The organism is Caballeronia insecticola, from assembly GCF_000402035.1.
Taxonomy (GTDB): Bacteria; Pseudomonadota; Gammaproteobacteria; order Burkholderiales; family Burkholderiaceae; genus Caballeronia; species Caballeronia insecticola.
The window spans coordinates 294,019-305,988 of sequence record NC_021289.1; the positions used below are offsets into that span (position 1 = coordinate 294,019).

An 11,970-nucleotide genomic window follows, 5' to 3' on the forward strand; every position below is an offset into this window, starting at 1 on the left:
TCTCCGTATCTCCCATGACCTCGGCACACTAAAAATCTGACAGGCTCACAGCAACACCACCCTCAACGCGCAACCTTAACCGTCTTCCCCCCGCGCTGATTTAAAACCCGCGCCTGCAACACGATCACCAGCAACAGAAACAATCCGCGAATCACCGACTGCCAGTACGCCGACAGCGAGATATACCCCAGCCCATTCTCGAAGTTGAGAAGATTGAAAACGAGCCCGAGCAGCGCGACACCAGCGATCGTCATCGCGATGGAGCCGTCGCCGCCGGTCAGCCGTGTGCCGCCGAGCACGACCGCCGAAATCGCAAACAACTCCCAGCCGACGCCTTCGTTCGGCTGCCCCGCGCCGAACTGCGCGGCGAGAATCGCACCGGCGATGCCCGCCAGCAAACCGCTCAGCGCATACACGCAGACCAGCGTGCGATCCACGTTCAGCCCCATCAAACGCGATGCCTCTTCGCTCCCGCCGATAGCAAGCGCGTGCCGTCCGAAGCGCGAACTGCGCAGCGCGAGCCAGCCGAGCACCGCGATCACCGCGCACACGATTCCCGGAATCGGCAGCGTCAGAAAATCGCCCTGACCGAACGCCGCAAAGTTCGTATCGGACGATATCGCCACCGCATCGTTATGGCCGAGCAGCAGCGCGAGTCCGTGCGCGCCGAGGCTCGTCGCCAACGTGACGATGAACGGCAAAATCCGCATATGCGTGATGACGATGCCGTTCAACACGCCCACCGCGAGCCCCGCGAACGATCCCGCGAGCACGCCCGCCAGCGCGCCATGCGGGCTCGCCAGCGCCGACACCACGCTCGCCAGCGCCGCCACCGCGCCGACCGAAAGATCGATGCCGCCCGTGATGATCACGAAGGCCATGCCGATGGAGATCAGCAGGAACATCGAGTTATAGCGCCAGAACGACGTCACGTTATACGCGGACAGAAAGTGCTCGTAACGCGTGACACCGAGCACGAGCAACGCGACGAGCGCGATCAGAATCGGCAGGTTCTTTTTCATGATTAAGCTCAGCCTCGCTTGCGTTGCACGTACACCGCGGCAATGATGATCGCGGCCTTGAGCACGAGCGCGGCGGCATCCGGAATGCCGTGCGCGAGCAGCGTATATCGCAGCAACTGGATGATCAGCGCGCCGATCAGCGTGCCCGTGATATACGCCTTGCCGCCCGTCAGCGCCGTGCCGCCGACCGCGACCGCCGCGATGGCATCGAGCTCGACGCCCAAGCCCACCACGTTCGCATCCGACGACGAATTCACCGAGATCGAAATCAACCCTGCAAGTCCGGCGAGCGCCGCGCACGCCGTGTACGCGATCATCTTCACGCGCGCGGTCGGAATGCCGGAGAGATACGCGGCGTCCTCGTTGCCGCCGGTGACGAGCAGATACTTGCCGAACAAGGTCTTGCGCACGATCCACGTGAACACCGCGACGAGCGCGAGCATCAACAGAATCTGGAAGGGCACGCCCGCGATCTTGCCGAGCGCGATCCATTGAAACGCGGGATTGTTGAACGCCTGGAGGCTGCCATCGGTGACGACTTGCGCAATGCCGCGTCCCGCGATGAACAACACGAGTGTCGCGACGATAGGCTGCACGTTGAGCCGCGTCACGAGAAAGGCGTTGAACACGCCGCACACGGCGGCAGCGAGTATCGGCAACGTGAATGCGAGGACGATGCCGAGCGGCCCGTCGATGTTCATGAAGAGCATCGGCGCGAGTGCACCGGCAATGGCCATCGACGCGCCCACGGACAAGTCGATGCCGCCGGTCGCGACGACGAGCGTCATGCCGATGCCCACGATCACGATCGTCACGACCTGCGTGAGATTCACGTTGAACGTCTGCAACGAAACGAAGTGCTGCGTGAAGATCAGATTGAAGACGATCATCGCCAGCAGCACGACAATTTCGCGCTGAATGGCGACGCCGCGTTTCTTTTTCACGGTGGCCTGCACGATCGGCGCGGCGCGCTGCGTGTCATCGATCATGTTTGGTTTCCTCCAGCGCGTCGGCGAGTGTCGACTCCGCGCCCGCGCCGTACGCGATCGCATCCATGATCGATGCCTCGTTCATTTGCGCGCCGTCCAGTTGCGCGACCGTCTCGCCGTCGCGGATCACGACCGCGCGATCCGCGACGGCCGTCAGTTCTTCAAGCTCCGATGCGGACAGCAGCACCGCAAGCCCCGCATCGCGCAATTCGCGCACGATCTTCGCGACATCGGCTTTCGCGCCGACATCGATGCCGCGCGTGGGTTCATCGAGCAACAAGAGGCGCGGGTGCGTCGCGAGCCAGCGTGCAAGCAGCACCTTCTGCTGATTGCCGCCCGACAGTTCGCGTATCGGCTGATCCGCCGAACGCAGCTTGATGCCGAGCGATTCGATGAAGCCATCGACAATCTCGCGCTGCTTCGCCACATCGACCACGCCGCGTTTCGTCAGCGCGGGCAGGCACACGAGCGTCAGGTTGTCGCGCACGGACAGTTCCGGCACGATGCCTTCGGCCTTGCGATCTTCCGTGAGATACGCGATGCCGCGCGCGATTGCATCTTTCGGCGACTTGAACGCCGCGCTCTCGCCACTGACGGTGAGCGTGCCCTTCGCCGGACGATCCGCGCCGAACAGCAGGCGCATGGTCTCCGTGCGGCCCGAGCCGAGCAGGCCCGCGAGACCGACGGCTTCGCCCGCATGCACGTCGAGCGAAACGTCCGTGACTTTCGCGCCCGCCGCGAGGCCTTGCGCCGCGAGCATCACGTCGCCGCGCTTCGCGAGATTCGCTTCCTTCACGGCGCTGTCTTCGTGCACGACGGCGGCGAGCGTGCGGCCGAGCATCGTCGTGACGAGCTTTAGCTTGTCCATTTCCTGCATCGTGTTTTCGGCGACGGTCTGGCCATCGCGCATCACGGTGACGCGGTCGCATAGCGCATAGAGTTCGTCGAGCCGATGCGACACGAAGATCACCGCGCGTCCGTCGTCGCGCAAACGCCGCACGACGGTAAAGAGCAATTCCACTTCGCGTTCGTCGAGCGATGAAGTCGATTCGTCCATGATGACCATCTTCGCATCCGACGACACCGCGCGTGCGAGCGCGACCATCTGCTGGATCGCGGTGGAATAGTCGCGCACGGGCTTCTTCACATCGATTCGCAAACCGAACGATTCGAGCAGTTCGGACGCGCGATGCTGTACGGTCTTCCAGTCGATCAGCCCGAAACGGCGCGGCTCGCGTCCGAGAAAGATGTTCTCCGCGACCGAGCGGAACGGCACGAGATTGATCTCCTGATAGATCGTGCTGATGCCTGCTTCGCGCGCGTCTTTCGGCGTGCGGAAATCGACTTCGCGGCCGTCGAAGCGAATCGTGCCCGCGCTCTTGTGATACGCGCCGGTGAGAATCTTGATGAGCGTGGACTTGCCCGCGCCGTTCTGGCCGATGAGCGCGTGCACTTCGCCCGCCGCGACGCAGAGGCGCGCGCGCTTTAACGCGGGGACACCGCCGAACGCGATGTCGATATCCTGCATGTCGAGTAGGGGAGTCTGAGCCATGCCGTGAGGTCCGTCGAAATGAAAAAGCGAGCGCCGTCGATCAGGCGCCCGCAAGACACACACGCTTCGCTCAATAGCCGTACTGCATGCTCGCGTCGACGTTGCTCTTGTCGTAGAAGCGGTCCGAGACCTTGACCCACGGCGGAATCGTTTCGCCCTTCGCGTACTTCTGCGCGACATCGCACGCGAGCGGTCCGAAGAACGGACTCGACTGCACGCTCGCGCCCAGTTCGCCGGCCTTGATCGCTTCCAGACCGCCCTTGGTGCCGTCGATCGTCACGAGGACGATGTCCTTGCCCGGCTGCTTGCCCGCCGCCTTGATCGCGGCGATCGCGCCGAGCGCCATTTCGTCGTTATGCGCGTAGACGGCGGTCACGTCCGGATGCGCCTGCAAGAGCGTCTCCATGACCTGACGGCCCTTGTCGCGCGCGAAGTCGCCGCTCTGCGACGCGACGATCTTCATGCCCGAGTTCTTCGCGATGACATCGTCGAAGCCCTTCTTGCGATCGTTCGCGGCGGAAGCGCCCGTCGAGCCTTCCAGTTCGATGATGGTCGCCTTGCCGTTCGTCGCCTTCACGAGCCAGTCGGCGGCGCGCTGCCCCTGATCGATGAAGTCCGAACCGATGAACGTGATGTAGTCCTTGCCCGCCTTCGCCATCGACTGGTCGATGTTGCGGTCCACGAGAATCACCGGAATGCCCGCTTTCTTCGCCTGCAACACGACCGGCGCAAGCGGCTTCTCTTCGCGCGGCGGGAACACGAGCAGATCGACGTGCTGCGCGATCATGCTCTGAATGTCCGAAACCTGCTTCGCCGCCGAACTGTTGGCGTCGGTCATGACCATCTGCCAGCCGCATTTCGCCGCGATGTCCTTGAAGCTCTTCGTCTCGGCGAGACGCCACGGATTGTTGCTCTCGGTCTGCGCGAAGCCGACCTTCAGCGGCTTCTTGTTCGCGATCTTCGGCAGGCCGTCGTCGGCGGCGTGAGCGGCGGTGAAGCTGGCCGCAAGCGTCAGGGCGGTCAGCGCAGTCAGTGCGGCGGCGAGCGGGCGCAGGCCCGAACGCGATTTCTTCTCTAGCGACAGCATGTCTTCCTCCATAGGATGGTTTGCCTTTTTCTAGTAGTGCCGATGCTTGTATTGCCCGGTCTGCCTGCTGCGAGAGTGTTCGGTACGGCGTTTTATTAACGGTCAATCGCTAATATTATTAGTTGCCAGAAGCTGATTCGCTTCGGTCATTACTCTGACCGAGCCGCGTTCGATGAGCGGTCCGTCGAGCTTGACGGTGCGGCGCCTTACCGGCGCGCCCGCCGCGCGGTTCTGTTCTTCCTGCAAGAGCGTTTCGACGGCCCAGCGCCCGAGTTCATAGTTCGGCAACACGACGGTCGACAGCGGCGGATGCGTATGCCGCGCGATTTCCTGATCGTCGTAGCCGAGTACGGAGACGTCGTCCGGCACGCGCAGGCCGAGCTGCTTCAGCGCCTCGATCGCGCCGAGCGCCATCAGGTCGTTCGCGCAGAAGATGGCCGTCGGCGGATTCGGCTCGCGCATCAGCGCAAGCGTCTGCTCGAAGCCGGTGTCCGGGCTCCAGTCGCCTTCGCGCACGAGTTCCGGCGCGAACGGCAGATCGGCGGTGGCGAGCGCGGTGCGATACCCCTTCAGCCGGTCGCGCGCGGCGTCCTGCCAGGGCTCGCCGTTGATATAGCCGATGCGCTTGTGTCCCGCCGCCAGCAGATGGTCGGTCGCCGTATGTCCGCCCGCGACCTCGGCCGGCACGACCGACGACACGTTCGCTTCGTTCGAATAGCAGTTCAGCAGCACGGTCGGCACGCGGGCGAGCGCGTCGGGCAGCGTGACGCGGCGCGTGTACACCGTCGCGTAGATCACGCCGAGCACGTTCGGATTGCCGAGCGTCGCGTCGAGCACGCGCGCCTCGATCTCCGCGTTGCCGTGCGTCGAATAGACCGCGAGCATGCGGCCGTTGGCGAACGCGGCGTCGCGCGCGCCGTCGATGCTCACGACCGGATGCGGGCTCGTCGAGATTTCATCGGCGAGATAGACGATCAGATTGCGCTCGCTCTCGCTTTCGAACGCCGGAACCGGCTCGCGCTGCGTCATGCGATAGCCCAGTTCGTGCGCGGCGCGCAGCACCTTGTCGCGCGTGCTGTCGGAGAATTTCGCGCCGCTTGCGTTGTTCAGCACGAGCGATACCGTCGATTGCGAGACTCCGGTGAGTTTCGCGATGTCGGTCATCGTCGGGCGGCGTTGAGTGGTTTTTTTCATCGTGCGGGCTTGAGATGCTTGCAGCAAATATTAGTGATAAATGCAGCGAAAAGCACGTATTAAGTGACGATTGAAGCTCAGGGTTTTCACCGGTTATTACTAATAATATTGACGAACAGATTACGCACATGCGATTCTTTTCGCGACTAACCGGCAACCAGGAGAAGTGCATGGGCAAGTACGACGAGAGCACGCGAGACGCGTTCGCCGAGTCGTTCGAACGGGACGGCTTCGTCCTGCTGCGCGATCATTTCCCGCGCGCGACGCTCGAACTCTGGCGCGATGCGTTTGCGCCGCTTCTGCAACCGCATGTCGACGGCGCGCACGAAGCCGGTGCGAACGGCAATCGCGGGCCGGGCCGCTATTACGTCACGCTGCCGTTCGAGGGCACCTTCGCGGACCCGTCGATTATTTGCGATGACGATATCGTCGGCATTGTCGAGCGCGTGGCCGGGCGCGATCCGGTGATGTGCCAGCTTGCAACGGACACACCCGTGCTCGGTTCGGACTATCAGGACTGGCATCGCGACACGCCGCCGCTGTTCGACGACGCACCCGAAACGCCGTCCTTTCAGCTCGCGGTGAATTTCCCGCTCGTCGATGTCGATGACCGCAACGGTCCGCTCGACACCACGCGCGGCACGCACCGCATGTCGCGCGACGATGCGCTCGCGGGCCTCGAAGCAGGGCGCTTCGCGGCGGAGCGCGTGCCGATGCGTCTCGGCGACGTGATGATCCGCGATGTGCGCGGCCTGCATCGCGGCACGCCGAATCTGAGCGGCGAGCCGCGGCCGATGGTCGTGATCGGCTATAGCCGTGCGTGGTACTTTCGACCCGAAGTGCATATCGACGTGCCGCGCGACGTGCTCGCCGGCTTGCCCGCGCGTGCGCGGCGCCTGTTGCGCTTCAATCCTGTGGTCGAAAAGACGCCGCGCACGTTCGACGAAAACTACCGGCAATTCGCATATTGAGCGCCACTCCTTCCGATACGCTCGTCGCGCTGCGTCACGGCGCGCGGCGCGTACTGCTTGCGCCGCATGTCGGCGGAGCGATTGCCGCTTTCGATGAAACGCGCGACGACCGCGTGATCGACTGGCTGCGTCCCGCAACGCCCGCCGCGCTTGCGGCTCGCGATCCGCTCGGCATGGCGAGCTTTCCGCTGCTGCCGTATTGCAATCGCATCCGCGATGCGCGCTTCATGTTCGATGGCGCGCCCGTCGACCTGTCCGGCGACGGCAATGCGTTCGCGCATGCGCTGCACGGCAACGCGTGGCGCTTGCCGTGGCGTATCGCAGAAGTCAGCGAGTCGCGGGCGCGCATGCATCTGCTGCACGAGCCTTCGCGTGCAGCGGCGCATCATTGGCCGTTTGCGTACGAGGCGACGCAGGACATCGCACTCGATGCCGATACGCTATCGGTCACGATGTCGGCGCGCAACCTGTCCGATCGGCCGATGCCCTTCGGCATGGGACATCATCCATACTATCCGCGCACGCGAAACACACGCATTCATGCACGCGTCGCCGCGATGTGGCACAGCACGCCGGATCTGCTGCCGACGCATGCGGGCCCGCACCCTTGCGTCGATGCGATGGCGTCGCCCGAAGGCCTGTCCGCCGATGCCTTCGACCTCGACAACAACTTTGCCGGCTGGTCGTCGCGCACGGCGACAATTTCATGGCCCGATGAACATCGCTCGATCCGGCTCGACGCGGACGCGCCCTTCGATCACATGGTCATCTATGCCCCGGCGTCGCATCCGGCATTGCTTTGCGTGGAACCAGTGAGCAATGTGGCGGACTGGATCAATCTGGACGTCGCGCGCGCGATGAAAGGCGGCGCGGTGCTGCAACCGGGCGAGTCGGTCAGCGCGACGTTCGCGTGGACGACTCGCGTGGGATAAGGCGTCGCGGGCGGGAATTCGTCCGCGACGTAGAGCGTGCTCCGCCTTACTGGCCGAAGAAGACGTCGCAACGCGGCGTGTCGCTGCATCCCTGACGCCTGCCGCTCGCGGATGCGCTGGCACCGGCTGCCATGCCGCCGTACGCGGTGTCGTCGGCTTGTTGCGCGGGCATCGCGGCGGTTTGCGGTTGCTCGGGCGTGGCCTGCGCAAGGTGCATCGGGCGCATTGTCTGAACGAGTTGCTGCGCGTCGGCGGGCATGCCTTGAGCGTGCGCCGAACCGATGGCTGCGACGTTAGCGACGATCGCGCAACCGGCCATCATGGCGATGAGTTTCGGGTTGATTTTGGGCTTCATGTTCCAGCTCCTTGAAACGAATGCACAAGCAGCCGGGAAACGCGATTCTCGGACTCCTTGCAACCAGGTCGATGATGAGATCGAGCGCATGCGGCCGCGATGAAGCATGCGGCCACGAAAAGCCGAAACGCGATTTCGCCCGATTGACGAGAAAGTCCAATCCGGCGCGACGGAAGGCGCTCGCAAGCAAGGTTACGGAGATGGAACGCGACGTGAAATCCCTATGTGGTAGGGATGCTTTAGTAGGGGTGTTAGCGACTTAGTAGCGACTCAGTAGCAACTCGAAAGCACTAAGCTCCTATGTAATTTTCGCCGATGAACGAAGCGTGGACGAAAAGCAGGCCCGAACCGTAGAACGGCCCGGGCCTGTAACTGCTGCGTCAATGCCGATGCTTAGCAACGCTTAGTACGTCTTGGCAGCACCGTCATTCGACGTACCCGAATTCGAACCGCTCTTCTTCTGCTTTTGCATCTTGCTGCCCGAACTTTGCGGCGAGCCCATGGTGTTGGCGCCGGATGCACCCGAAGTCGAACCCGTTACGCCGTTGCCGTTCGGCGTGCTCATGCCGGTGCCGCCCTGGCCAGCACCGTTACCGCCCGCCGAGCCGCCACCGGCGCCGCCGCCCGCGCCTTGCGCGAACGCTGCGCCAGACAAGCCCAAAATCATCGCGGTTACTAGCACATTCCGTTTTGCATTTTTCATGATGTCCTCCCGTTGATCCATGATTTTTGCTGCGCGCCGCTTTGTTCGAACTTCGTTCGATACCGCGGCTTCGCGCCTTACATAGCGCAATCGTCATGCCGCGCGCTGGTTATGCGCGGTTCGGGGGACAAGACTTCAACGGCAAGCTTCAGGCGATGGCTTCGTCGCACCATTCGATTGCCCATGCGCGCGCGCAATGCAACGCGTCCGATGCGGTCGAGAAAGCATCGAGATCGCCTGAATCAAAGACTTCCAGATGTGGGGATGCGTCGTTCGCTTGCGTGATCCGGGCGTGGGCGTAGAAGCTTCCTTCTTCGTCGTGACGCGCGGTGCAGTCGATATGGAATGCCTTGTAGTCGAATCGCATAGAGGCTCCGGAAAGTGGGCGGATTTTGAGCAGGCGCGCTGCGTGCGCATGGTCAGGGCGAGGATGTTGACGCAAAGAAAGCAGAACGCCGCCAAACTAAAATCACTTGGGATACTGTATAAAAATACAGTACTATGTGCAAGATGGATCTCTCGGAAAAGCTCGAAATTCTTGCGGACGCCGCCAAGTATGACGCGTCATGCGCGAGCGGCGGGGCCCCTAAGCGCGAATCGCGCGGTATCGACGGTCTGGGCGCCAGCACCGGCTCCGGCATCTGCCACAGCTTCACGCCCGATGGCCGCTGCGTCTCGTTGCTCAAAATTCTGCTGACGAACTTTTGTCTTTACGACTGCCAGTACTGCATCAATCGCCGTTCGAGCAATGTGCCGCGCGCGCGTTTCACGCCGGAGGAAGTCGTCGGCTTGACGCTGGATTTTTATCGCCGCAATTACATCGACGGGCTATTTCTCAGTTCCGGCGTGATCCGCTCATCGAATTACACAATGGAGCAACTCGTCCAGGTCGCGAAAAGCCTGCGCGAGAAGCACCATTTTCGCGGCTATATCCATTTGAAGACGATTCCCGACGCCGATCCCGGCCTGATCGCGCAAGCGGGGCGGTATGCGGATCGTCTGAGCGTGAATATCGAGCTGCCGACGGAAATCAGCCTCGAACGCCTCGCGCCGGAAAAAAGCGGCCGCACCATCAAGCTGGCGATGAGCAACATCCGCGTCGCGCGCGAGGAGTCCGAAGCCGAACCGCGCGCGCCTCGTTTCGCGCCGGCGGGGCAGAGTACGCAAATGATCGTCGGCGCCGATGAAACCGACGACCGCACCATCCTCGGCACCGCGGAAACGCTGTACGGTTCCTATCAGTTGAAGCGTGTGTACTACTCGGCGTTCAGTCCGATTCCGGACAGTCCGTCGGGTGTGCCGTCGAAAGCGCCGCCGCTGTTGCGCGAACATCGTCTGTATCAGGCCGACTTTCTGATGCGCGGCTACGGTTTCGGCGCGGCCGAATTGCTCGGCGACGCGGGCAATTTGCCGCTCGATGTCGATCCGAAACTCGCGTGGGCGCTCGCGCATCGTGAGCGTTTTCCCATCGATCTGAATGCCGCGCCCGTGCGCATGATCGCGCGCGTGCCGGGCATCGGCATGCGTAACGCGAAGCGCATCGTCGAGTTGCGGCGCGAGCGGCGCGTGCGCTATCAGGATCTCGTGCGGCTGCGCTGCGCGATGGACAAGGTGAAACCGTTCGTCGTCACGGCGGATTACCGGCCACCGCTTACCGAAGCGCCCTCGGACAATTTGCGGCGCGCGCTCGCCACCGGTCCGGTGCAGCTTTCGCTCATCTGATGCGCACCATCACCATCGACGACGATTTCGACGCCTGGCGCACCGCCGCGCTCGACGCGCTCGCGCAGCAACTCACACCCGAATCGATCGACTGGCGCACGACGCAGGCGGAGCCGGCGTTGTTCGCGGCAGAGGCACCGGCATTGCAGCAACCGTCCGAAGCACCGCAAATCCGCGTATCGCGAGAATTTGCGACGCTATTGAAAGACGCCGCGCATTTCCGCGACGAACGCCGCTGGAGCTTCCTTTACCGCGTGCTCTGGCGCTGGACGCAGGGCGACCGTTCGGTCGCGTCGCCCGCCGACGAAGACGGTGCGCGGCTCTACAAAATGGCGAAGGCGGTGCGGCGCGCGCAACACGACATGATCGCGTACGTGCGCTTTCGCCAGCGCGATGCGGCACTCGGCGCGCCCGAATATGTCGCGTGGTACGAGCCCGATCACGATGTGCTCGTCTGGGGCGCCGACCATTTTGCCGCGCGCATGGGCCGCTCGACGTGGCTCATCGCAACGCCCCACGGCGCCGCCATGTTCGACGGCGAGCATCTGCAAATCGAGCGCCGTCGCGCGTTGGCGGCGGAACACGCCGTCGATACGCCGGACGCCGCCGAAACGCTGTGGATGACGTATTACCGCAGCATCTTCAACCCCGCGCGCCTGAACGAAACCGCGCTCGAACAGCACATGCCGGTGCGCTTCTGGAAAGGCTTGCCCGAGGGCGCGCTGATCCCGCAACTCGTGAGCGCCGCACGCGGTGGCGCGCGTCGGGTCGCGCAGGCGCAGGGCGTCGGCGCGCGGGGCGGAAAGGCCGTTCAGGTCGAGGCTCAGGAGGCGCAACCCGAACGCGACGCGCCGACCTCGCTCGACACCTGCCGCCGCTGCGATCTGTGGCGCAACGCGACGCAGGCCGTGCACGGCGCGGGGCCGTCCGATGCGCGCATCATGCTGCTCGGCGAGCAGCCCGGCGATCAGGAAGACCTGAAGGGCGAGCCGTTCGTCGGACCGGCGGGCCAGCTTCTCGACGACGCCATGCGGCGCGCGGGCGTGCCGCGCGAGCAGGTCTATCTGACCAACGCCGTGAAGCATTTCAAATGGGAGCCGCGCGGCAAGCGGCGGCTGCACAAGACGCCGGCGCAGCAAGAAGTCGATGCGTGCGCGTACTGGCTCGAACAGGAACTTCGCGATGTCGGCGCGCAGGTGATCGTCACGCTCGGCGCGACGGCGCTCGCCGCGCTCTTTGGCCGTCGCGCAACGCTGTCGGCGCATCTCGGCCGCGTCGTGACGTATGGCGACAAATCGGTCGTGGCGACGTATCACCCGTCGTATGCGCTACGCCAGAACGACGAGGCCGCGCGCGAGCGCACCGTCGCGGCCATCGTCGAGGCGTTGGAACGGGCGCGGACGCTCATCGCGCGATAAAGCCGCCCGCCGAAACAGACGCCGC

12 protein-coding genes are annotated in these 11,970 nt (G+C 63.7%); 4 read left to right on the top strand and 8 right to left on the bottom strand.

Features of this window, described 5'->3' with window-relative positions; genetic code table 11:
* Positions 1–62: 62 nt before the first annotated feature.
* From BRPE64_RS25970 to BRPE64_RS25990, 5 genes are all read right to left on the bottom strand, one after another.
* Positions 63–1,022 carry an ABC transporter permease gene (locus BRPE64_RS25970; RefSeq protein ID WP_016347924.1) on the bottom strand — a complete coding sequence of 320 codons (960 nt, stop codon included), beginning with the start codon at positions 1,020–1,022 and terminating at the stop codon, positions 63–65.
* 8 nt (positions 1,023–1,030) lie between these two features.
* Complete coding sequence (locus tag BRPE64_RS25975; RefSeq protein WP_016347925.1) at positions 1,031–2,011, bottom strand: ABC transporter permease; 981 nt, start codon at positions 2,009–2,011, stop codon at positions 1,031–1,033.
* A complete protein-coding gene (locus BRPE64_RS25980; RefSeq protein ID WP_044043303.1) occupies positions 2,001–3,563 on the bottom strand; it encodes a sugar ABC transporter ATP-binding protein in 1,563 nt (520 codons plus the stop codon). The genes BRPE64_RS25975 and BRPE64_RS25980 overlap by 11 nt, the downstream gene beginning before the upstream one ends.
* A 70-nt stretch (positions 3,564–3,633) precedes the next feature.
* Positions 3,634–4,650, bottom strand: coding sequence for an ABC transporter substrate-binding protein (locus BRPE64_RS25985; protein ID WP_044043693.1), 1,017 nt, complete (start codon positions 4,648–4,650; stop codon positions 3,634–3,636).
* Positions 4,651–4,752: 102 nt separating this feature from the next.
* A complete protein-coding gene (locus BRPE64_RS25990) occupies positions 4,753–5,844 on the bottom strand; it encodes a LacI family DNA-binding transcriptional regulator (RefSeq protein ID WP_408608271.1) in 1,092 nt (363 codons plus the stop codon).
* 170 nt (positions 5,845–6,014) lie between these two features.
* On the opposite strand from BRPE64_RS25990, the gene BRPE64_RS25995 reads away from it, so the two are divergent.
* Together BRPE64_RS25995 and BRPE64_RS26000 are read left to right on the top strand one after the other, a co-directional pair.
* A complete protein-coding gene (locus BRPE64_RS25995) occupies positions 6,015–6,815 on the top strand; it encodes a phytanoyl-CoA dioxygenase family protein (protein ID WP_016347929.1) in 801 nt (266 codons plus the stop codon).
* A complete protein-coding gene (locus tag BRPE64_RS26000; RefSeq protein WP_016347930.1) occupies positions 6,812–7,747 on the top strand; it encodes an aldose 1-epimerase in 936 nt (311 codons plus the stop codon). The genes BRPE64_RS25995 and BRPE64_RS26000 overlap by 4 nt, the downstream gene beginning before the upstream one ends.
* A 46-nt stretch (positions 7,748–7,793) precedes the next feature.
* Here the strand turns inward: BRPE64_RS26000 and BRPE64_RS26005 are convergent, their stop codons facing one another.
* The 3 genes from BRPE64_RS26005 to BRPE64_RS26015 form a co-directional block, all read right to left on the bottom strand.
* On the bottom strand, positions 7,794–8,102 hold the full coding sequence (locus BRPE64_RS26005; RefSeq protein ID WP_144063544.1) for a hypothetical protein: 309 nt from the start codon (positions 8,100–8,102) through the stop codon (positions 7,794–7,796).
* A 403-nt stretch (positions 8,103–8,505) separates the two neighbouring features.
* Positions 8,506–8,826: a hypothetical protein gene (locus tag BRPE64_RS26010; protein WP_051180553.1), complete on the bottom strand. Its 321-nt coding sequence runs from the start codon at positions 8,824–8,826 to the stop codon at positions 8,506–8,508.
* Between the two features lie 127 nt (positions 8,827–8,953).
* Complete coding sequence (locus BRPE64_RS26015) at positions 8,954–9,172, bottom strand: hypothetical protein (protein WP_016347934.1); 219 nt, start codon at positions 9,170–9,172, stop codon at positions 8,954–8,956.
* A gap of 143 nt (positions 9,173–9,315) precedes the next feature.
* Here BRPE64_RS26015 and BRPE64_RS26020 point away from each other — a divergent pair, with 143 nt between their 5' ends.
* Positions 9,316–10,527 (top strand): putative DNA modification/repair radical SAM protein, encoded by a 1,212-nt coding sequence (locus tag BRPE64_RS26020; RefSeq protein ID WP_016347935.1) that lies wholly within the window; start codon positions 9,316–9,318, stop codon positions 10,525–10,527.
* On the top strand, positions 10,527–11,945 hold the full coding sequence (locus BRPE64_RS26025; protein WP_016347936.1) for a UdgX family uracil-DNA binding protein: 1,419 nt from the start codon (positions 10,527–10,529) through the stop codon (positions 11,943–11,945). The genes BRPE64_RS26020 and BRPE64_RS26025 overlap by 1 nt, the downstream gene beginning before the upstream one ends.
* The last annotated feature ends 25 nt before the right edge of the window (positions 11,946–11,970 follow it).

Coding starts and splice junctions, on each gene's coding strand:
- BRPE64_RS25970 (WP_016347924.1), bottom strand. CDS start 1,022: ATGAAAAAGAACCTGCCGATTCTGATCGCGCTCGTCGCGTTGCTCGTG.
- BRPE64_RS25975 (WP_016347925.1), bottom strand. CDS start 2,011: ATGATCGATGACACGCAGCGCGCCGCGCCGATCGTGCAGGCCACCGTG.
- BRPE64_RS25980 (WP_044043303.1), bottom strand. CDS start 3,563: ATGGCTCAGACTCCCCTACTCGACATGCAGGATATCGACATCGCGTTC.
- BRPE64_RS25985 (WP_044043693.1), bottom strand. CDS start 4,650: ATGCTGTCGCTAGAGAAGAAATCGCGTTCGGGCCTGCGCCCGCTCGCC.
- BRPE64_RS25990 (WP_408608271.1), bottom strand. CDS start 5,844: ATGAAAAAAACCACTCAACGCCGCCCGACGATGACCGACATCGCGAAA.
- BRPE64_RS25995 (WP_016347929.1), top strand. CDS start 6,015: ATGGGCAAGTACGACGAGAGCACGCGAGACGCGTTCGCCGAGTCGTTC.
- BRPE64_RS26005 (WP_144063544.1), bottom strand. CDS start 8,102: ATGAAGCCCAAAATCAACCCGAAACTCATCGCCATGATGGCCGGTTGC.
- BRPE64_RS26010 (WP_051180553.1), bottom strand. CDS start 8,826: ATGGATCAACGGGAGGACATCATGAAAAATGCAAAACGGAATGTGCTA.
- BRPE64_RS26015 (WP_016347934.1), bottom strand. CDS start 9,172: ATGCGATTCGACTACAAGGCATTCCATATCGACTGCACCGCGCGTCAC.
- BRPE64_RS26020 (WP_016347935.1), top strand. CDS start 9,316: ATGGATCTCTCGGAAAAGCTCGAAATTCTTGCGGACGCCGCCAAGTAT.
- BRPE64_RS26025 (WP_016347936.1), top strand. CDS start 10,527: ATGCGCACCATCACCATCGACGACGATTTCGACGCCTGGCGCACCGCC.